Source organism: Actinomadura sp. NPDC049382 (assembly GCF_040677125.1).
GTDB lineage: Bacteria > Actinomycetota > Actinomycetes > Streptosporangiales > Streptosporangiaceae > Spirillospora > Spirillospora geliboluensis.
Map to the genome: position 1 here is coordinate 24,773 of NZ_JBFARO010000035.1, position 19,457 is coordinate 44,229.

Below are 19,457 nucleotides of genomic sequence, written 5' to 3' on the forward strand. Positions count from 1 at the left end.
TAACCGAGAACGCCCGCGTCACCGAGAGCGCGGGCGCACACGTGTCGGAGCGCCCGCGTGGTGGAGAAGCGCACGGGTGGCCAAGACGCAGGGGTGACCGAGTACGTCCGCGTGGCGGAGAGCGCGGGCCTAGCGGAGATGCGGCATGGCGGAGACGCGGCGTGACCCAGACGCGGCGTGCCCCAGAGCGTGGGCGTGACCCAGAGCGTGGGCGTGGCGGAGAGCGCAGGTGTGACCGAGAGCGCGGGCGTGGGCCCAGAGCGCGGGCGTGGGCGTGCCCGAGATGCTGTGGTTGCGCATGACCTTCCGGCCGGCCGCACATGTGGCCAGCGCAACCGAGCGGCTCGCATCACTGGACACGGCAAACGGCTGCGCTAGCAACCACGACAGGCCGGGCTTGCCAGAGGCACCAGCGAGAACCGCCGACTCCCAAGCATGGCTAGGCGGAACTCGGCTAACGCATGCCCACGGACCTTGCGCCCCGGCCTAGCCGCAGCGCTTCATCAGTCTCTAGAAGGGCACGCCAGCGGATCACTTGCGGCGGCGGCCGCCGCGCTTGGGCTTGTTCTCCGGGGCGGCGATCCGGACGTTCACGCCGCTGGGACCCTTGCCCGGACCCGCATGGCGGCGGGCGGGCTTGGTCTTCGACGCAGGACGTCCAGCGTCCTTCGCCCCAGCCGGCTTGGCCGACGCGACAGCGGACATGACCGGGGCCGTCTTGGCGCGGGCCTCAGCGCGGGCGATCTGCTCGCGGGCCTTCTTGACCCGCTTGCGGCCGGTTCCACCGCGCGCCATGCGGGCCGCCATGCCGTTGCTGCTCGTCCCCGCCTGGGCGACGCGCAGGCGGCGCGTCCAGGTGCCGAGGTGCGCGGCGACGATCAGGAGCACCAGCGCGATGCCCACGCTCTTGCCCCACTGGAGCCGGTCGGTCGCCGCGACGTTCTGCGCCTTCGGCGTGTCGGTGGCGATCTGCGGCGCGGGGTAGGCGAAGCCGGGCGTCGCACCTTCCGGCTGGACGGACGGCAGCGTGATCGGCGACTCGTTGTTGAACGGCGTCAGCGGCGTACTGGCGCTGGGCACGCTGGAATTGGACGGCAGGGACGGAGCCGCGCCGCCCGGAACCGTCGAGCCGACTCCGCCGCCCACCATGGCCGACGCCGTGGAGGTGGGGGAGTACAGCGTTCCGCCGTCCCCGTTGGACCGCTGTGCCCGGACACCCACGGAGACCACACCGCTCGACCTGGTCAGCGACAGGGTGGTGGAGCAGCTCGTCCCCTGGCAGAGGGAAGCCAGGGAACCGGACCTGGACTTCACGCCGGAACCCGAGAGCGCGTAGCCGGTGAGGTCGTCCTCAACGCCCCGGCTCCATTTCACGGCGAGCTTGCTGCCCGACACGGTCGCGCTGACGCCGCCGGGAGCTGCCGGGGCGATCCGGACGGTGAAGGTGTTGGAGTCGTAGATGTGACCGGTCTGCTTGCCCCGCAGAAAGACCTTGTAGGTCCCGTTCTGGGTGATCGGGAAGGTCCCGGACATGTCGCCGGAGAAGCCGCGCTCCGCGAGGAAGGTGTCACCGAGCCCGGGGCCGCTCACCCGCAGCTGCATCGTGATCGCGAAGTCGAAGTGGGCCTTGGCCGTCACCTGGGAGCCGCTCGTGATCACCGCACCGTCCGCCGGGCTGATCACACTCGTCGAGGCGGCCTGCGCGGGCAGAGCGCCGAGGATCGGGAAGCTCATCGCAAGGGGCGCCGCGAGCGCGATCGCACCGATCCTGCGAATGATGGTCACGCCTCAGTCCCTTCGACAGTGTCCTGCTCGTCTCATCCCGCCGGACCTCGCGGGGGCACACCGCTTCTGGTGATAACTATGCGCTTACGGCAGCGTAACGTACCACTGGGTAGCAGAAGTCACAGGACGATGACAAAGCGAAACGTGTTGGCATCCTCCGCGACTCCTCCCATCCTATTGACAATCAGTGCAACGAGTCGTGTCGCGTTAGGGTACGCCGTCCCGTCCCACAGGACCAGCCCTGGCCCGAGAAATGACTCGCAAGTCCCCGATCCCCATCGGCACCTTCAGCCGGACGGTCACCGTGACCTCAACGTCGTCACCCCTGACCCGGCACTCCGCCAGTTGCGCACCGGAACCGGCCGCGATCTCTCGAGCCCGCCCACACGCCGAACGACCACCATCCGCCACCCGCGCCGCCGCAGCCAACGCGGCCATATCAGCGGCTGCATCACCCCGCTGCCGCGCTCCCCGCACCCCGCCCACGGCAATCGCCGCCACCCCCGCCACCCACACGACAGCAGCAAACGCCACCACCCACACGGTCCCCGCCCCCCGATCCACCCCGCCCATCCGCCTCACAACCCCCACCTCCGTCCTCGTCCCGGCGCGCCCGCCGCGCACCCGCTCCTCGCCACCAGTCCCGCCCCCTCTCCCCTGCAGCCTGTCGATCATCACCGCCAGCCGCCCACACCCGCGCGATCACCCCTCGGCCTCGTCTCGGTGCCCCCCGCGCACCCGCTCATCGACACCGCTCCCGACCCGATCCGCGCAGCCTGTGGACCACCCCTAGGCGCGCCCTGCACACCCAACTTCATCGCCCCCCGGTAACGAGCCGGCTGGTGGCCGCCGCCTACCGGGACGGGCATGACGCGGCCGACAAGGCCGTGCGGCTGGGTCGGGCGTCGACGTCTGCCTGCTCGCCCCCCAGCCGTTCTCCGCTACCGCACCCGGCCCGCTCCCACGCACCCGCTTCGTTGTCATCGCCCCCGATCACGTCCCGCGCAGCCATTTCGTCGCCACCACTCCGGCTCCATTTCCGCGCGCAGCCGTTCACCCCGCACGCTCCCGGCGTCCCGCGTGCCCGCCTCGTCACTACCGCTCGCATCCCGTGAGTCGTTCAGCGCCATCGTCACCGCCCGCGATCCGCCCGGTGCCGCTTCACTCATCACCGCTTCGACCTCATGCAGTCCTCCCTCTTAACCCGACCGGACGCATCCCGACCGTCGGTATCCGGCCCGGGCCCGTGTCGTGCCTCTCGTTACGGACGCATATGCGAGTGGTTCCTCCCGGCTGGCAAAGGCGCGTGGCAGTTGCTCAACCGGGAGGGACGCGCACTTGAGGACGCCGAGTCCTCCTGCCCGGCGTCACCTGCAAGGCCGACACCGCCGACCAGCGCGAGTCGTCGGCCCGCCCGGCGGCGTGGCCGGGGCCATGGTCGTCTTGCCGTGCGGCGCGAACGCCAAGCCCGTGCTCGCCGCAGAACGCGGCGAGCGCCGCGATGTTGTGGTCCAGCGCCGACCGCCGCGCCACCATGACCGGCCAGGTGAACGGCCGCCGGTCAGGAGGTTGGGTGCCGCGTCTGGCTGACGGGCGGGGAAGCGGCGTCGCGGCCTACACCGGGCTCGGTCGCGGCGGCCACTTGGGCTTGGACCATCAGGGGTGGAAGGCCGATCGCGGCCGGGGGACGCACCGCGACGGAGACGTCCACGTGGACGGTGGCCTCGTCTCGGCGCACTCGCACGGTCGCGCCCTTCGGGACCGCCCGGATCACCAGTTCGCGCACCGCGGTGAGGGACTCACCCCGGGCTGCCGCACGAGCCCCAGTGCGGGCGGCGTCCGTGCAGGTGAGTTGCACGGACACCGCCATCAGGCCCCACAGCGCGGCCGCCGTGATCAGGACTAGGGCGGGGAGAGCCACGGCGATCTCCGCCGTGGCCATCCCTCGGTCCCTCAGCTCGCGATCTTGAGGGCCTTCTCGATGATCTGTAAGAGCAGCGACCTCACCTGCGAGCTCGTCACAATCTTGAACAGCAGGCCGGCGAACGCCGCTGCGGCGATGGTGCCGACCGCGTACTCCGCGGTGGACATTCCTCGGTCTACAGACATCCTGGACCATCGACGCATCACCATCTTCATCGCCCGCATGCGGGCTCCTTTCACTCGTGATTCGCCTTCAGGCTGCCGGGCGGGTGCCCCGGCCGGTGAGCGAACCGAATTCTGTGGAAAACCCGGCTCACCTGGGCAGGAGGATCGTCGCGGCGATTCCCGCGACGGCCGGGACGACGCCGAGCAGCACGAAGGCGGGCAGGAAGCACAGTCCGAGAGGGGCGAGCGCTCGGATTCCCGCCGCACGGGCCCTGGTGGCGGCCGCCGTCCGGGCTACGCGACGCTGATCGCGCGCGAGGCGGCTGAGAGAGGGAGCCAGGGCCGCGCCTGTGGTCGTCGCTCGGACGGCCGTACGAGCGAGCGGCGCGAGCATCGGTTCCCTCGTGAGCGCGAGCCAGGCGTCCACCGGGTCTGCACCGAGGCTGATCTGAACAGAGACGTCCCTAAGTTCGTCCCCCAACGGGCCTCCCACCGCATCCGCGACCGCAGTGACCGCGCCATGCCAGGGAGCACCGCCACGCAGGCAGGCGGCTAACAGGTCCACCGCGATGGGAAGGTCAGCGATAAGGCGCGCACGTCTGCGTCGGTCCTCCGCACCCCCAACGCGGCCGAACCAGAACCAGGCGGCCCCCGCGGCGCCGACACCGACCACGGCACCGAGCAGACCACCCAGCAACACCAGGCACAACACGCCTGCGGAGCCCGCAGCTGCACGCCGTAGGAGAGCGTCACGCCGTCGCCTCTCCTGTGAGTCGCCTTCCTTCTCACCATCGGCCCGACCACGACCATCGTGCCCCGAGCCCCTGGGCGTCAGAGCTCGCTCACCTGCGATGCCTTGCCTCGGACGAGAAGTTTGGAACTGACCCTCCAGCCTCTTCTCGGCGGCGTTCGTCCCCCTGGGAAGAAGGAACGCCGACAGCGCCGCACAAAGCACGGCCGCCAAGGCGATCATCACCTCACCTGCTCCCTCTCACCTCATGGCCACCTAGGACCTTCGTTCCGCCGGACCAGGCCCCAACGGCACACAGGGATGCGAACCCCAGCCGTCGACCCACAACAGAGAGACCCGTAGGGCTCCACGCGAGGCGATCAGCCGCGCGACAGCGAAGAGCACCTCCTCAGGGCACCGACACACCTGCTTGGCACGTCGCCGGTGTCACCGACGCGCCGTACTCCCCCGTCGCTGCCCTGCTCTACCAGGACGGCCGGACCAACAGCCTCGGCTTCATCGGCCTCGCCTCCATGTCTTCGGCAACAGGCGGTCCGGCGGGCTCGCTGCTGTTCGGCTGCACCCTGTGGACGTGATGCGGATTAGGTGGGGGATTCGGCGGATCGGGCGAGGCGGCGGGTCCAGTGGAGGCCGAGCAGGTTGAGGGTCGTTCCTGTGATCAGGCACGCCAGGCCGGGGAGGGTGCCGCAGAGGAAGGGGATCGGGTGGGCGCCCAGGGCCGCCGCCATGCCTAGGCCGAGGAGCGGGAGGGCGGCGAGCAGGCGGGCCGTGGCGCGAGGCCCCGCCAGTTGGACGGCCACGTCCTGGCGTTGGGCCTCTTCGTCGCGGAGGGCCCCCGCCAGGCCGTCCAGGACGGTGGCGAGGGTGCCGCCGCGTTCCGCACCGATGCGCCAGCAGGCAGCCAAGAGGCGCAGACCTTCGGCCCCCGGACGCGTCGCCAGGTCGTCCAGGTGCTCGGGGGGCGCGCGAGTGGCGTGGAGGAGCTCTGCGGATATCTGAGGGTGGAGGACGGCTGCGGCGGCGGTGAACGCCTCATCCGGAGTTCGGCCGGCGGCGAGTTCGGCGGCCATGGCGTCGCAGAGTTCGATCACCGACGTCCGCCATCGTTGCGGTTGGGCTCTGCGCTCTTTCAGTGCGTCGACTCTGGCTCTCAACAGGTGAAGGGGGTGCGTTGAGCGAGGCGTTGTGAGGCGGTCGAGGCGGCGTCGGGCGACAGGGGGCGCGAGGACCGTCCAGACGGCGGCGGCCGAGCAGAGCGCCACGAGCGCGATGATCAACGGTCACCTCGCAGCCGGGCGTGCAGCGCGGGGGCGCCGTCGGCCGGGACGACCTCGCCGGACGCGGTGAACGAGACTGCGGGAATCACGCCTACCAGCCCATCGGGCGCTCTGTGCAGGACGCAGATCTCGGCCACGCGCCGCCGTCCACCGGCCGGGTCGCGCGCGAGGTGGACGACGATGTCCAGCGCGGCGGCCAGCTGGCTGTGGACCGCCTCCCTGCTCAAGCCCGCCGCGCAGCCCAAGGCTTCAAGCCGGGCGGGCACGTCTGCGGCGGTGTTGGCGTGGAGGGTGCCGCAGCCGCCTTCGTGGCCCGTGTTGAGCGCCTGCAGCAGAACAACTACCTCCGGGCCTCTGACCTCCCCGACCACGAGGCGGTCGGGACGCATGCGGAGCGCTTGGCGGACGAGATCGTTCAGTGTCACGCCCCCGGCGCCCTCCATGTTCGGCGGACGGGCCTCCAGCCTCACGACATGCGGATGGGACGGTTTCAGCTCGGCGGAGTCCTCGACGAGGAGTAGTCGTTCGGCCGGGTTCACCAGGGACAACACGCTGCTCAGGAGGGTGGTCTTGCCGGTTCCGGTACCGCCGGTGATCAAGAACGCGGCGCGCGACTTGATCAGGGCGGCGAGGATTTCGGCGCCCTCGGGCGGGACGGTCCGGGCCGCGACCAACTCGTCCAGGGTGAACGCGCGACGCCTGGGCAGCCGGAGCGACAGGCACGTGCCACTCGCGGCCACCGGAGGCAGGACGGCATGGAGCCGGACCCCGCCCGGCAGGCGGGCGTCGGCGTAGGGGGCCGCGTCGTCGAGTCGGCGTCCGGCTGCGGCGGTGAGGCGCTGCGCCAGGCGCCGCAGCGTCGCCTCGTCCGTGAAGCGGACCGGCGTGCGGACGAGACCGGCGCCCGTGTCAGCCCACACCTCGTCCGGGCCGTTGACCAGGACGTCGGTGACGTCCGGGGAGCGCAGCAGCGGTTCCAGCGGCCCGGCGCCGACGAACTCTGCGCATAACTCGTCCGCCAGGGTCAGTACCTCACGATCACCAAGGAGGCGTTCCTCCGCCCGCAGCGCCGCGGCGACCCGGCCGGTCGTCGCCTCCCCGCCACTACCGGCGAGCCGATCCCGCACCGCGTCCGACAACCTCGTCATACCGCCTCTCCTCGTCTCCTTCTGAGTGGCGCCTTGTGGTGCACACCGTCGCCAGCGGGGTGGGTCAGGCTGCTTCTCGGTAGGCGTAGGGCTGGAGGGCCAGGTCGGCGAGGGTCTTGGTGCAGAAGTCGGCCAGCGGGCCGCGGCGGCAGGCTCGTTGCAGGTCGCCCTCTTCGACGGCTGCGGGGAGGCGGCGGTCGCGGTCGTAGGTGCCGGCGGACGGGATGTCGAGGGCGTGGGCGATCGCCTCGGCGGTGAGGCCGCCGGGGGCCGGGCCCTGGACGACCAGGCGCAGGTCGGTCGTGTAGCGGCGGAACGTCGCGGCTATGCCGGCGGCCGCCACGGTGGCGCGGACCTCGGCGGGGACGAGTAGGAAGGTGGCGGCGGCGGCGCTGAGCGCGGCGCGGCCGATGTCGCCGGGGTAGCGGGGGACGTCGGCGATGACCAGGTCGAAGCCGCGGGCGGCGGCGTCGAGCAGGGCGCGCACGGCCTCGTCGGGGATCGGGACGGGTTCGCCGCGCCGCCAGGACAGGACGGACAGGTCGCCCGTGCCGGGGAGGGTCTCGCGGAGGGCGGCGGTGTTCAGGCGGCCGCGCCGTTCGGCGAGGTCGGGCCAGCGGACGCCCTCGTGGCCCTCCAGACCCAGCATGAGGTCGATGCCGCCACCGAACGGGTCGGCGTCGAGGAGGAGGGTGCGCAGGCCCTGGCCGGCGGCGGCCAGGGAGAGCGCGGCGGCGAGGACGCTGGCACCGACACCGCCGCGGGAGCCGCCGACGCAGACGGTGGTGGCCCAGCCGCCCTCGGGTTCGCAGGCGGCGGCGAACGCGTTGATCAGCCAGTCCTCGTGGTCGGGGAGCACGGCGACGTCCTGCGCGCCGGCCTCGACCGCGAGGCGGTACGCCTCCGGTGTGTCGCCGTCGCCGGTGACGAGGACGATGCCCTGGCGGCGCGGGAGGCCGGCGGACGCGACGTCCTCGGCCATGTCGGCGCCCACGAGGATCAGGGCGGGCCAGGTCCAGGCGGGTCTGGCCTCGTCGGCACCGTAGGCGACCTCCGCGTGGGCGTCGGCGGCGGCCGCGAGGCGGAGCAGGCCGTCGGCGAGGGCGGGGTCGCTCGTGACGATCAGTGCCGCAAGGTTCATCGGATGCTCCCTCGATGTTTCCGGAGACATCCACCTTGCGGAGCGGGGCGGCGCCCGCGACGAGGTTCCTCGAACTGTGGATAACTTCGCCGGCGGGCGGGCGGTGGCGGGGAACCGCCACCGCCCGGCCGCTCGACGACTGGGCGACCCCCGCCGGGGGGGAGAGCGGGGGTCGCCGGGCGGTCCGGCTCCGGGGGGGTAGAGCCGGTCCGCTTTCCCAGGAAAGTCTCAGTGGAGTTCGGGCCGAGCCGTGCGTAAGTCCGCCTATGGGAGAGGCAAACTCACTGACTCCAGTCTAGGAAGTACAACATATGCTGCCCGATCGTCGAGAGTTCCGTCGAGACGCAAACTCACCCGGCGCATGGCGATTTTCTCATCCGCCGGTACGACGCGCTCGCCGGGGCGCCCGCACGGCGCCCGTGCCCCTCCACGGCAGGGCCTCCCGCGCCCGCGCACGGCCCGCGTGCATCGGGGCGGAAGTGGGAGCGTACAGCAGAACTAAAGATCTTTCCGGCCGCATGGCAGATCGGCCGCCAAAAAGAAACGATCACAGTGAGTGATCAATTCTCTGACCGGCATGGCGGTTACGGATAGCCCGGAATATCCCGCAGCGGCCGCACCGGGCGCCGGCGTCCCGTTCGGCGCCGCCCGCCACCGCGGTCGGCACTTTGCGAATAGGGGCTTGTCAACAGGGAGAATGAGGCGTAGACAGGTTGTTAGGACCACGGTCCTGGCACGGCAACCGGGCACCCACGCGCGACCAGCCGCGGGAGGCGCGTCGAGACGGGCTTGACCCGATCCGACGGATTTGAGGTGCACGCTTGGTAACCCGGTGTGACGTGCTTGGCGGCGGCGCTCCCCGGTGGGGCGCCGCCCGCTTCGTGTCCGGCCGGCGCTAGTCGCGGACCTCCAGCCCGAGGGCCGTCGCCAGGGCGATCGCCTGGTGCGGGTCGATCACCGCGCCCTTCAGCACGGTGGCGGACGGGTCCACGGCCGAGAGGTCGCTGCCGCGCAGATCGCAGCCGGACAGGTCGGCTCGGTGGAGGTACGCCCCCGACAGGTCGACCCGGCGGATCTCCGCTTCGGCGCACCGCGCGCCCGTGAGGTCGGCCTCGCGCATGCGGACATCGGTGAACGACGTGCGCCGCAGGTCGGCGCCCGGCAGGCCGGTGAACGACCAGTCGCCGCCCTCCACCTTCAGCAGGTCGTACGTACACGAGTCGAACATGCTGCCCACGAGCTTGCAGCCCGCGAAGGTGGCGTCGAAGAAACCGCACCGCACGAAGGTGCAGTTCACGAACGCGGCGTCCGTGTGGGTGGACGCGTTGAAGCGCACCCCGCGGAACGTGCACTCGGTGAAGACGGCGCCGGTCCCGGTGGCCTCGGTCATGTCCACGTCCACGAACAGGACGTTCTCGTGGTGCTCGCCCGTCAGGTCACGCGAGTCCCAGTTCGCCGACGCGATCGTGGTCTCGGTGGGTGCCGCCGGTCGTCCGTGCATGCGTTCGGCCATGCGGTCCAGCATGGCCGAACCCTCCGACAGAACTCAGCCCCGCATGAACGCTTCGCAGATGGCCTGCGAGTCCCGGGCGGCGGCGGCCACGGCCGTCGAGCAGTGGACGACCCACCGCGCGACGCCCTCGGACGTGCCCGACGAGTAGTCCCGCAGGGCGGGCGCGTAGTCGTCCACCAGTTCCAGGTGGCCGACCTCGGGTGCGACCAACGATTTGGGGTCGAGCCCACGGGAGACCAGCGTGAGCCGCTGGGCGGCGCGTGCGACCAGCCCGTCCCCCCAACCGAAGGGGCGCAGCATCAGCAGTTCACCGTGCACGATGGCCGCGACCACGAGCGCGGGGGCCTTCGTGGGGGAGGTCAGCAGCCCGCTGAGCGCGTCCAGGCGCGCCGCCACCTCGGACGGCGACGGCGGCTCACCGAGGCCGAGAACGTCCTTCACGGCGGCGTCGGTGGTGCGGGGGCGTCCGAGGTCGGCGCTGTCCACCACGTCGGCCGCCGCCAGGACGTGGAGCCGGGCGAGCGCCTGCCGGGGAGCGTTGCGCCAGACGTCCGTCAACGTCCCGAGCTCGGCCGACACGCGCAGCGAGCCCTGTACGACGGGGTCGGACGGGCTCTCGGTGGTGCGGAGCTCGTCCAGCGTGACCGACGCGCCGTCCAGGACGGCCGAGGCCCTGGCGCCGCGCAGCGCGGACTCCGTGGACACCTCGGCACTGCGCCGCCGCAGGATGCGGTGGCCGAGCAGCCGGTCAACGGCCTTGCGCGCGTCATCGACGGCGCCGGCCACCCCGGGCAGTTGTGCTACATCAGCAAGGGCATCGGTCACGGCCCGACTTTATGCGGTCCCCATCCGCGCCCGCGCAACGCCCCGCCCTCCCCTTGGTCCGCCTGGGCGCTCGCGTAAGGCGCCGGGGAGGCGTAGAACGGAGACGGTTCCCGGATAGTGGACCTGGGAAGGCCAGTCGTGTCGGGGATCACAACATGCCCGAGTCGTGGGAGCCGGTCGCGTTCGTCTTCCACTTCAGGGGGTCCGGCCTTGTGAAGACCGGGATGTTCCTGGTGAAGTGGGGATACCGGGCGACCCCGCATCACCTAGCAAGGAGTTCGCGTTGAGCCAGAGCCAAGAGACACTGTCGAACCTTCTGCAGGAGACGCGCCGCTTCGCCCCGCCCGCCGATCTCGCCGCCTCCGCCAACGTCAAGGCCGACGCCTACGAGCAGGCCGCGGAGGACAGCCTGGGCTTCTGGGCCGAGCAGGCCGAGCGCCTCACCTGGACCAAGCGGTGGGACGAGGTCCTGGACTGGAGCAATCCCCCGTTCGCCAAGTGGTACGTGGGCGGCGAGCTGAACGTCGCCTACAACTGCGTCGACCGGCATGTGGAGGCCGGGCGGGGAGCGAAGGTCGCCTACCACTGGGAGGGTGAGCCGGGGGACACCCGTACGCTCACCTATGCCGACCTCCAGCGCGAGGTGAACAAGACCGCCAACGCCCTGCTCGAACTGGGCGTGCGCAAGGGCGACCGGGTGGCGATCTACCTGCCGATGATTCCCGAGCTGCCGATCTCGATGCTGGCGTGCGCGCGCATCGGCGCGACCCACTCGGTGGTGTTCGGCGGCTTCTCGTCCGAGGCCCTCCGGACCCGCATCGACGACGCGCAGGCCAAGCTCGTCATCACCGCGGACGGCGGGTTCCGGCGCGGCAAGCCGTCCGACCTCAAGGGCATCGTGGACGAGGCCGTCGCGCAGACGCCGACGATCGAGCACGTCCTCGTGGTGCGCCGCACCGGCGAGCAGGTCGCCGAGAACGACCGCGACCTGTGGTGGCACGACGTCGTGGAACGGCAGAGCGAGGAGCACACCGCCGAGCCCATGGACTCGGAGCACCCCCTGTACATTCTGTACACCTCCGGGACGACGGGTAAGCCGAAGGGCATCCTGCACACCACCGGCGGCTACCTGACGCAGTGCGCCTACACGCACTGGGCCGTGTTCGACCTCAAGCCAGAGACGGACGTCTACTGGTGCTCGGCCGACATCGGCTGGGTGACCGGGCACTCCTACATCGTGTACGGCCCGCTCGCCAACGGGTCGACCAGCGTCATCTACGAGGGAACCCCTGACACCCCCAACCGGGGGCGCTGGTGGGACGTCATCCAGAAGTACAAGGTGTCCATCTTCTACACGGCGCCCACGGCGATCCGTACTTTCATGAAGTGGGGCGACGACATCCCCGCGCAGTACGACCTGTCGTCCCTGCGCGTCCTCGGGTCGGTCGGCGAGCCGATCAACCCGGAGGCCTACATCTGGTACCGCAAGAACATCGGCGCCGACCGGACGCCGGTGGTCGACACGTGGTGGCAGACGGAGACCGGCGCCATCATGATCAGCCCGCTGCCGGGCGTCACCGCGGCGAAGCCGGGGGCGGCGATGCGTCCCCTGCCCGGCATCGCCGCGGACGTGGTGGACGACCAGGGCCGGTCGGTGCCGAACGGCGGCGGCGGGTTCATGGTGGTCCGGGAGCCGTGGCCGGGCATGCTCCGCACGATCTGGGGCGACGACGAGCGGTACGTCAAGACGTACTGGTCGCGGTTCGAGGGCCTGTACTTCGCCGGTGACGGCGCCAAGAAGGACGAGGACGGCGACATGTGGCTCCTCGGCCGCGTGGACGACGTCATGCTCGTGTCCGGGCACAACATCTCCACGACGGAGGTGGAGTCGGCGCTGGTGGCGCACCCGAAGGTCGCCGAGTCGGCGGTCGTCGGCGCGACCGACCCGGTGACCGGGCAGGCGATCGTCGCGTTCGTCATCCCGCGCGGCGACGCGGGCGGCGACGTGGAGGGCGAGGACTTCCTGCGCGAGCTCCGCGAGCACGTGTCGAAGACGCTCGGCCCGATCGCCAAGCCGCGCCAGATCATGATCGTCCCGGAGCTGCCGAAGACCCGCTCCGGGAAGATCATGCGACGGCTGCTCCGCGACGTCGCCGAGAACCGCAGCATCGGTGACGTCACGACGCTGGCCGACAGCACGGTCATGGACCTGATCGCGGAGAAGCTCCCCGCCGCCAAGTCCGACGACTGACCGCCGCCGGCGTCCCTCGCCGCACCGTGAGAACGGCCCGCGCCCACCCTGGGCGCGGGCCGTTCCGCGTCGCAGGAGGAGGCCCGGCTTGGCGGACGGGACGATCCAGCAGGTAAAATGTCCTCTGGTGCGCCGGGAAGTCTGGTCGGCAGGGACGTCCCGTCGTGGTGTACGGGCCGTGCCTTGACCGACCGTCCGCCACCTTCCCGGGGGTTTTCGCATGGCGCGCCCGACCATGAGGCGCCGCGTCGCCGCGACGTGGCCTGTCCGCCCGACCGTCCGCTACAGCGCGCAGGTCGCCAGCGCGTTGCGCATGGAGACGATCGGCGGGGTCGTCATGCTGCTGGCGGCGGTCGCCGCGCTGGTGTGGGCCAACACTCCCTGGGCGGACGCCTACGAGAGCCTCCGCACGTTCGAGATCAGCCCGCACTGGCTGCATCTCGGGCACATGGACGTGCAGCACTGGGCGTCGAGCGGTCTGCTGGCGGTGTTCTTCTTCATCGCCGGGCTCGAACTGCGCGAGGAACTGACGCACGGCGAACTCCGCAACCCGCGGGACGCGGCCCTGCCGGTGATAGCGGCGGCGGCCGGTGTGGTGATGCCCGCGCTCATCTTCCTCATGGTGAGCGCGGGGGAACCGGGGGCGTTGCGGGGCTGGGCCGTGCCGACGGCGACGGACATCGCGTTCGCGCTGGCCGTTCTCGCCGTGACGTTCACCTCATGCCCGGCGCCCCTGCGCGCGTTCCTGCTGACGCTTGCCGTGGTGGACGACCTGATAGCCATCGCCATCATCGCGCTCTTCTACACGGACACCTTGCACTGGCTGTTCCTGGGCCTCGCGGTGCTCCTCATCGTCGTCTACGGGGTGCTGCAGCGAAAGAACTTCCGCTCACCATGGGTGTACGTGCCCATCGCCCTCCTGGCCTGGTACTTCCTACAGCGGAGCGGGATCCACGCCACGGTCGCCGCCGTGGCCCTGGGGATGCTCACCAGCCCCAAGGAGACCCCTGACGGACGGGCCACGAACGCGGAGCGCGCCGACCACTTCCTCCGGCCTTTCTCGGCCGGCGTGGCCGTGCCCGTGTTCGCCTTCGTGTCGGCCGGTGTCGGGCTCGGCGCGTCCCAGTTGGGTGCCGTGTTCACCGACCGGGTGGCCCTCGGCGTGATCGCCGGACTGGTGATCGGTAAGTTCTTGGGGGTCTTCGGCGGCGCGTGGGCGGCGGTCAAGCTCAACCTGGCGACGCTCGGTGAGGACCTGCACTGGCATGAGATCGCGGGGGTCGCGCTCCTCGCCGGGGTGGGTTTCACCGTTTCGCTGCTGATCGGCGGTTTGGCCTATACCGACCCGTCACAATTCGAGAGAGTGACGACTGCGGTCCTGATCGCGAGCGTTCTCGCCTCGGCGGCCGCGGCCGTCGTCTTCCGGAGAAGGGTGCGTGTGCGCGCGCGCCCGGACTAAGGAGTAAAGCGATATGTCCGAGGCACTACCGGGCGAGCGCATGGAGGACAAGTCCGTCGGCGAGCTGGTCGCGTTGGCGTCGGGCAACGTCTCCGACCTTGTCAGGGCCGAGATGGCCCTGGCCAAGATGGAGTTGAAGGCCGACGCCAAGAAGGCGGCGCTGAGCAGCGTGATGGTCACCATCGCCGCGGTGATGGGCGGACTCGTCGTCATCCTGCTGTCGATCTCGTTCGCGCTCGGGCTCGCTGAACTGGGCATCTGGCCGTGGCTGGCGTTCCTGATCGTCTCGATCGTCTACGTGGGGCTCGCCGGGGGGCTGATGCTCCTCGCCAAGCGCTTCATCAAGCGGATCGAGGGCGCGAAGCGCACCCGCAAGACGCTGAAGGACGACTTCACCGCGCTGCGCCGCCGCGGCGACTCCGACGAGATCGAGGCCGGCGGCAAGGACGCCGGCCTCGAGCCGACGGGCTGACCGACGCCATGTCCGGGCACGACGCGTCGCTGATCGAGGTCGACGGGCCCTGGGTCCACCGGCAGGTCAGCGCCGGCGGGACGCGGTTCCACGTCGCCGAGGCCGGCGAGGGCCCGCTCGTCCTGCTGCTGCACGGCTTCCCGGAGTTCTGGTGGTCGTGGCACAACCAGCTGGTCTCGCTGTCCGCGGCCGGCTACCGGGCCGCCGCCGTCGACCTGCGCGGGTACGGCGGCAGCGACAAGCCGCCGCGCGGCTACGACCTGGTCACGCTGGCCCGGGACGCCGCCGGGCTGGTCCGCGCGCTGGGCGAGGCGAACGCGATCATCGTCGGGCACGACTGGGGCGGGCTGCTCGCGTGGACGACGGCCGTCTACCACCCGAAGACCGTCCAGCGGCTGGCGGTGGTGAGCGCCCCGCATCCGCTGCGGCTGCGGCAGGCCGTCGCCGGAGACCCGCGCGGCCAGGGCTGGGCGACGCGGCACACGTTCGGCTTCCAGGTGCCGCTGTGGCCTGAACGGCGCCTTGTCCGCGACGACGCGGCGCTGGTGGGCAAGCTCCTGCACGACTGGTCCGGGCCAGGCTGGCCTGACGAGCGCACAGAGCAGCTCGTGCGGAAGGCAGTGCAGATCCCTGGCGCGGCCCATAGCGCGCTGGAGTACCACCGTTGGCTGATCCGGTCGCAGGCACGCCCGGACGGCATCCGCTACGCGCACCGTATGCGCACCCCCATCCAGGTGCCCACGCTGCAACTGCACGGCGCGCTCGACACGTGCACCCTTCCGGCCAGCGCACAGGGCTCAGGCCGCTACGTGTCGGCCCCCTACCGGTGGAAGCTCATCGAAGGCGCCGGTCACTTCCCCCATCAGGAACGTCCTCGCGCGTTCGACGCGCAACTCCTCGGCTGGCTGGCCGACCCGGAGCCGGAACGCTGAACCCCGGGCGTACGGTGGAGCCATGCGCGATCGGGACGAGTCTGGACGCCCACGCAACGCACGCCCGCGGGACGCCTACGGACGTCCACTGCCCCACGGCGCCACAGGCATCCCCACCATGCCGGACGACCTCGACATGCCGCCGGCGGACGCGCTGGCCGAGGCGCAGCGCCTGCTGGACGCCGACCGCCCGTTCCACGCCCACGAGGTACTGGAGGCGGTCTGGAAGGCCGCTCCTGAGCCCGAACGGGAGCTCTGGCGGGGGCTGGCGCAGGTCGCCGTAGGGATAACCCACCTTCGCCGGGGAAACGCACGCGGCGCCGAAGCACTCCTGAGCCGCGCCGCTGAACGCCTCGTCCCCTACGAAACCGACGCCCCGCACAACATCGACGTACGGGGAGTCGTCAAGCAGGTACGAGAGCTGGCAGCAAGCCCCGAGGACGGCCCCATCACCCTCCGCCTAACCCCCACGGCCTGAGCACGGCATGAGCTAGACCCTGCTCTGACCGGCCCTGCCCTGACCGGCCCTGCCCTGACCGGCCCTGCCCTGACCGGCCCTGCCCTGAGCAGACCCGCTCTGAGCAGCCCTTGTCTGACCAGCGATGGCCTGAGCAGTCCTACGCGCTGCCCTAGCGGCCCTCAGCCTCAGTCAGAGCAGTTCTGGGTGGAGACCGGGGTCGTGGCCTGAGCGCCCACGCGCGCGTCGGCGGCGACCTCCTCGGCGGTGAGCGCGTAGCCGGTGGACGGGGTGTCCAGCGCGGCCGCGAAGATGACGCCGTAGACGCGGCCGTCCGTGGACAGCAGCGGCCCGCCGGAGTTCCCCGGCTCGACCTTGCCGCGGATGGCGTAGATCTCGCGGCTGACCTGCCCGGAGTGGTAGATGTCCGGGCCGCGCGCCGTCTGCCGGGCGCGGATCCGGGCGGCGCCCGGCGTGAACGGCTGGTTCTTCGGGAACCCGGCGATGATCGCGTCGTCGCGGACGCGGGCCTCCTTGGCGAACTGCAGCGCGGGCGCCCGGAGCCCCGGCACGTACAGCACGGCGACGTCCCGCTTGGGGTCGTACAGGACGACCCGCCCGCGCTCGCTGTCGCCGTTGATCAGCGACACCTTCGAGGAGCCGCGCGCCCCGGCGACGACGTGCGCGTTGGTCATGACGTGCTGCGGCGCGAACACGAACCCGGTGCCCTCTATGCGCCGCTGGCACTGCGGCGCGGTGCTGACCACCTTCACGATGCTGTTCTTGGCGGCCTTCAGCCCCCGGGTGCTCAGCACGGACTCGTCCGGCGGCGGCACCTGCACCACCGACTCGCCGCCGAGCCCGTTGAAGACCTGCGGGAACTCGCTGCTCTTCACGAACCCCTGGAACGAGGTGAACCAGGTCTGCGCCTGCCCGGGCATCACGTCGTTGATGCCGTTGATGATCGAGGAGCCCTTGACCTGCGTCCGGACGGGCTTGAACTCGGAGTTGGCGACCAGGCTGCCGAAGAACCAGGCGACGATCAGCAGCGACATCGCGCTGACGAAGGTGCCGCCGACCGCGTCCGCGGTGCGGGCGTTCATGCCGGTCACCCGGTTGCGCAGGACGGCGCCGACGGAGGAGGCGATCAGCTGCCCGAGGGTGGCGGACAGGAACGCGACCACGATGGCGAGCAGGGCCTGCTGCGCGGCGCCGTCGACCGCGGCCTCCGCGATCGGCGGCGCGATCAGCACTCCGATGACGCCGCCGCCGACGAAGCCGGCGAAGCTCAGCAGGCTCACGATGAAGCCCTGCCGGTAGCCCGAGACTCCGAACAGCACGACGAGCACGAGCAGGATCAGGTCGAGAACGTGGTCGTGCAGCACCGCTCAACCGTATAGTGCCGCGCCGCCGCCGCACGTCCCCTCGATGTACCAGATTGGGGTGCGTCGGGTAGCCGTCAGGGGTGACACGCGGCCGTGACCATGGCCATGCTCTCCGGATACGGCGCTGTGACCTGCGGATCCCGCACGCCCGTCAGCTGAGATTCTCACCCGCGGGAGGCGAGGTCCACGTCCTCGGGCGGCAGGTCCTCGACATGAGACATGTCCCACGGCCGGTTCCAGCCCCCGGCGTCCAGCACCTGGATGAGCAGCGCGGCCGTGAACCCCCAGACGAGCATGTCGCGGACGCGGAACGCCGGCCCGAGCCTGGTGCCGGACGGGTGCCGGATCATCAGCCGGTTCGCGGGGTCGACCAGCTCGCCGATCGGGACGCGCGCGACCATCGCGACCTCGCCTGGGTGGCCGGGGGCGATCTCCGACGGCTCGCGCCACCAGCCGGCGACGGGCGTGACGCGGTGCTCGCTGTGCGGCAGGTACAGCTCGGGCAGCGTGCACAGGACGTCCACGCCGGACGGTTCGACGCCGGCCTCCTCCCACGCCTCGCGCAGCGCGGCGGCGACCGGGCCGTCGTCCTCGGGGTCGATGCGGCCGCCGGGGAACGCGGGCTGCCCGGCGTGCTTGTTCAGGGTGGCGGCGCGCTCGGTGAGCAGCACGTCGGGGCCGTCGGGACCGTCGCCGAACAGGATCAGGACGGCGGCGGCGCGGGCGGCGGGCGCGGGCCGGAACATCGGCGGCACCTGCATCCGGGGGCCTTCCACACGGAAGCGGGCGAGCCAGTCGGGAGTGTTGGGGGCGGTCTCGGTCACATCCGTCCCAACTCCGGAACACCCGCGTTACTTCCCGCCGCCTTCCCGACGCCTTGGGCCGTCATGAGAACGGCCCCGGCTTGACGAGCTTGCGGGCGGTCTCCTCGTCGGTCGGCCCTTCACCGAACGACGGGCAGAGGCGCGCGAGCGGGCACGCACCACAGGCAGGACGGCGGGCATGGCAGATCCTTCGGCCGTGCCAGATGAGCCTGTGGGACAGCATCGTCCAGTCCTTGCGCGGGATGAGTTCGCCGATCTCCTGCTCGACCTTCACGGGGTCGTCTTCGGCCGTCCAGCGGAACCGCCGTGCGAGGCGGCCGAAGTGGGTGTCGACGGTGATTCCGGGGACGTCGAACGCGTTCCCCAGGACGACGTTGGCCGTCTTGCGTCCGACACCGGGCAGCTTGACGAGGTCTTCGAGCCGCCCTGGGACCTCGCCGTCGAACTGGTCGCGCAGTGCCGCGGACAGCCCCATCACCGACTTGGTCTTGGCGCGGAAGAACCCGGTGGGCTTCAGGATCGCCTCGACGTCCTCCGGGTCGGCGGCGGCGAGGTCCTCCGGCGTGGGGTACTTGGCGAACAGCTCCGGCGTCGTCAGGTTCACCCGCATGTCGGTGGTCTGCGCGGACAGGACGGTCGCGACGAGGAGCTGGAACGGGCTGCCGAAGTTCAGCTCGCAGTGCGCGTCCGGGTAGGTCTCGGCCAGGATCCGGTTCATCCGGCGCGCCCGCCGGACGAGCCCCAGCCTCGTCTCGTCCTTCCACTTCCGAGCACGCGCCTTCGGGGTCGCCTCCGTCGCCATACCGGCCAGCCTAGAGCGTCCGCGGCCGGATCCGGCCGTACCGGGGTTTTCGGCCGAGGCGCGTAATCGGGCCGGGGGCGCGCCGTCTCCCCTGCACGTCGTTCCCCGAAGGAGATCTCATGTCCGACCTCAGCCAGGTGGTCCGTCTGCCGGTGCGCCGGATCGAGCTCGACCTGTCGTTCGAGGGCGCCGCCCGGATCGCCGAGGATCTCCGTGACCATGTGCCGGGCATCGCCGCGGAGGCGGTGCGGCGGATCGAGCTCGACCTGTCGTTCGAGGGCGCCGCCCGGATCGCCGAGGATCTCCGTGACCATGTGCCGGGCATCGCCGCGGAGGCGGTGCGGCGG

General features: G+C 71.2%; 19 protein-coding genes and 1 pseudogene. 6 read left to right on the forward strand and 14 right to left on the reverse strand.

The window, feature by feature from the left end:
* Positions 1–531: 531 nt before the first annotated feature.
* From AB0K34_RS21870 to AB0K34_RS21920, 11 genes and pseudogenes are all read right to left on the reverse strand, one after another.
* Positions 532–1,785, reverse strand: coding sequence for a hypothetical protein (locus tag AB0K34_RS21870; protein WP_364550523.1), 1,254 nt, complete (start codon positions 1,783–1,785; stop codon positions 532–534).
* A 207-nt stretch (positions 1,786–1,992) separates the two neighbouring features.
* Positions 1,993–2,460 carry an Rv3654c family TadE-like protein gene (locus AB0K34_RS21875; RefSeq protein WP_364550525.1) on the reverse strand — a complete coding sequence of 156 codons (468 nt, stop codon included), beginning with the start codon at positions 2,458–2,460 and terminating at the stop codon, positions 1,993–1,995.
* Positions 2,461–3,212: 752 nt separating this feature from the next.
* A pseudogene (locus AB0K34_RS21880) lies at positions 3,213–3,339 on the reverse strand (alanine racemase); the annotation flags it as partial.
* Between the two features lie 7 nt (positions 3,340–3,346).
* Complete coding sequence (locus tag AB0K34_RS21885; RefSeq protein ID WP_364550527.1) at positions 3,347–3,727, reverse strand: TadE family type IV pilus minor pilin; 381 nt, start codon at positions 3,725–3,727, stop codon at positions 3,347–3,349.
* Positions 3,728–3,738: 11 nt separating this feature from the next.
* Positions 3,739–3,933 (reverse strand): DUF4244 domain-containing protein, encoded by a 195-nt coding sequence (locus tag AB0K34_RS21890; protein WP_364550529.1) that lies wholly within the window; start codon positions 3,931–3,933, stop codon positions 3,739–3,741.
* 88 nt (positions 3,934–4,021) lie between these two features.
* The gene (locus AB0K34_RS21895; protein WP_364550530.1) at positions 4,022–4,846 is read right to left on the reverse strand and encodes a type II secretion system F family protein; all 825 of its coding nucleotides are present in this window, start codon (positions 4,844–4,846) and stop codon (positions 4,022–4,024) included.
* A gap of 359 nt (positions 4,847–5,205) precedes the next feature.
* On the reverse strand, positions 5,206–5,715 hold the full coding sequence (locus AB0K34_RS21900; protein ID WP_364550532.1) for a type II secretion system F family protein: 510 nt from the start codon (positions 5,713–5,715) through the stop codon (positions 5,206–5,208).
* 182 nt (positions 5,716–5,897) lie between these two features.
* The gene (locus AB0K34_RS21905) at positions 5,898–7,049 is read right to left on the reverse strand and encodes a TadA family conjugal transfer-associated ATPase (RefSeq protein ID WP_301173902.1); all 1,152 of its coding nucleotides are present in this window, start codon (positions 7,047–7,049) and stop codon (positions 5,898–5,900) included.
* 64 nt (positions 7,050–7,113) lie between these two features.
* Complete coding sequence (gene ssd, locus AB0K34_RS21910; RefSeq protein ID WP_138641057.1) at positions 7,114–8,190, reverse strand: septum site-determining protein Ssd; 1,077 nt, start codon at positions 8,188–8,190, stop codon at positions 7,114–7,116.
* Between the two features lie 895 nt (positions 8,191–9,085).
* Positions 9,086–9,703 carry a pentapeptide repeat-containing protein gene (locus AB0K34_RS21915; RefSeq protein WP_138641058.1) on the reverse strand — a complete coding sequence of 206 codons (618 nt, stop codon included), beginning with the start codon at positions 9,701–9,703 and terminating at the stop codon, positions 9,086–9,088.
* A 33-nt stretch (positions 9,704–9,736) separates the two neighbouring features.
* Positions 9,737–10,528, reverse strand: a complete 792-nt coding sequence (locus tag AB0K34_RS21920) for an oxidoreductase (RefSeq protein WP_138641060.1) — start codon at positions 10,526–10,528, stop codon at positions 9,737–9,739.
* 283 nt (positions 10,529–10,811) lie between these two features.
* On the opposite strand from AB0K34_RS21920, the gene acs reads away from it, so the two are divergent.
* The 5 genes from acs to AB0K34_RS21945 all read left to right on the forward strand — a co-directional run bounded on the left by acs (position 10,812) and on the right by AB0K34_RS21945 (position 16,120).
* Entirely contained in the window at positions 10,812–12,779 is a 1,968-nt protein-coding gene (gene acs / locus AB0K34_RS21925; RefSeq protein WP_138636937.1) for an acetate--CoA ligase, read from the forward strand.
* A 220-nt stretch (positions 12,780–12,999) separates the two neighbouring features.
* Entirely contained in the window at positions 13,000–14,238 is a 1,239-nt protein-coding gene (nhaA, locus tag AB0K34_RS21930) for a Na+/H+ antiporter NhaA (protein WP_301173899.1), read from the forward strand.
* Between the two features lie 13 nt (positions 14,239–14,251).
* Positions 14,252–14,710: a phage holin family protein gene (locus AB0K34_RS21935; protein WP_301173898.1), complete on the forward strand. Its 459-nt coding sequence runs from the start codon at positions 14,252–14,254 to the stop codon at positions 14,708–14,710.
* An 8-nt stretch (positions 14,711–14,718) separates the two neighbouring features.
* Positions 14,719–15,642 carry an alpha/beta hydrolase gene (locus AB0K34_RS21940; RefSeq protein ID WP_138636939.1) on the forward strand — a complete coding sequence of 308 codons (924 nt, stop codon included), beginning with the start codon at positions 14,719–14,721 and terminating at the stop codon, positions 15,640–15,642.
* Between the two features lie 22 nt (positions 15,643–15,664).
* Complete coding sequence (locus tag AB0K34_RS21945) at positions 15,665–16,120, forward strand: DUF309 domain-containing protein (RefSeq protein ID WP_364550536.1); 456 nt, start codon at positions 15,665–15,667, stop codon at positions 16,118–16,120.
* Positions 16,121–16,287: 167 nt separating this feature from the next.
* Here AB0K34_RS21945 and AB0K34_RS21950 read toward each other — a convergent pair whose 3' ends face one another.
* The 3 genes from AB0K34_RS21950 to nth form a co-directional block, all read right to left on the reverse strand.
* Positions 16,288–17,484 (reverse strand): MarP family serine protease, encoded by a 1,197-nt coding sequence (locus tag AB0K34_RS21950; protein WP_171069032.1) that lies wholly within the window; start codon positions 17,482–17,484, stop codon positions 16,288–16,290.
* Positions 17,485–17,648: 164 nt separating this feature from the next.
* Positions 17,649–18,308: a CoA pyrophosphatase gene (locus tag AB0K34_RS21955; protein WP_301173896.1), complete on the reverse strand. Its 660-nt coding sequence runs from the start codon at positions 18,306–18,308 to the stop codon at positions 17,649–17,651.
* A 61-nt stretch (positions 18,309–18,369) separates the two neighbouring features.
* On the reverse strand, positions 18,370–19,110 hold the full coding sequence (gene nth, locus AB0K34_RS21960; RefSeq protein ID WP_138636941.1) for an endonuclease III: 741 nt from the start codon (positions 19,108–19,110) through the stop codon (positions 18,370–18,372).
* A gap of 119 nt (positions 19,111–19,229) precedes the next feature.
* Here nth and AB0K34_RS21965 point away from each other — a divergent pair.
* Positions 19,230–19,457: hypothetical protein (locus AB0K34_RS21965; RefSeq protein ID WP_364550538.1), on the forward strand; the 228-nt coding region annotated here is incomplete at its 3' end.

What these genes read in the sequence shown, in the direction of transcription:
- AB0K34_RS21875 (WP_364550525.1), bottom strand. Translation starts at nt 2,460, where the DNA reads ATGATCGACAGGCTGCAGGGGAGAGGGGGCGGGACTGGTGGCGAGGAG.
- AB0K34_RS21885 (WP_364550527.1), bottom strand. Translation starts at nt 3,727, where the DNA reads ATGGCCACGGCGGAGATCGCCGTGGCTCTCCCCGCCCTAGTCCTGATC.
- AB0K34_RS21890 (WP_364550529.1), bottom strand. Translation starts at nt 3,933, where the DNA reads ATGCGGGCGATGAAGATGGTGATGCGTCGATGGTCCAGGATGTCTGTA.
- AB0K34_RS21895 (WP_364550530.1), bottom strand. Translation starts at nt 4,846, where the DNA reads ATGATCGCCTTGGCGGCCGTGCTTTGTGCGGCGCTGTCGGCGTTCCTT.
- AB0K34_RS21905 (WP_301173902.1), bottom strand. Translation starts at nt 7,049, where the DNA reads ATGACGAGGTTGTCGGACGCGGTGCGGGATCGGCTCGCCGGTAGTGGC.
- ssd (WP_138641057.1), bottom strand. Translation starts at nt 8,190, where the DNA reads ATGAACCTTGCGGCACTGATCGTCACGAGCGACCCCGCCCTCGCCGAC.
- AB0K34_RS21915 (WP_138641058.1), bottom strand. Translation starts at nt 9,703, where the DNA reads ATGGCCGAACGCATGCACGGACGACCGGCGGCACCCACCGAGACCACG.
- nhaA (WP_301173899.1), top strand. Translation starts at nt 13,000, where the DNA reads ATGGCGCGCCCGACCATGAGGCGCCGCGTCGCCGCGACGTGGCCTGTC.
- AB0K34_RS21935 (WP_301173898.1), top strand. Translation starts at nt 14,252, where the DNA reads ATGTCCGAGGCACTACCGGGCGAGCGCATGGAGGACAAGTCCGTCGGC.
- AB0K34_RS21940 (WP_138636939.1), top strand. Translation starts at nt 14,719, where the DNA reads ATGTCCGGGCACGACGCGTCGCTGATCGAGGTCGACGGGCCCTGGGTC.
- AB0K34_RS21945 (WP_364550536.1), top strand. Translation starts at nt 15,665, where the DNA reads ATGCGCGATCGGGACGAGTCTGGACGCCCACGCAACGCACGCCCGCGG.
- nth (WP_138636941.1), bottom strand. Translation starts at nt 19,110, where the DNA reads ATGGCGACGGAGGCGACCCCGAAGGCGCGTGCTCGGAAGTGGAAGGAC.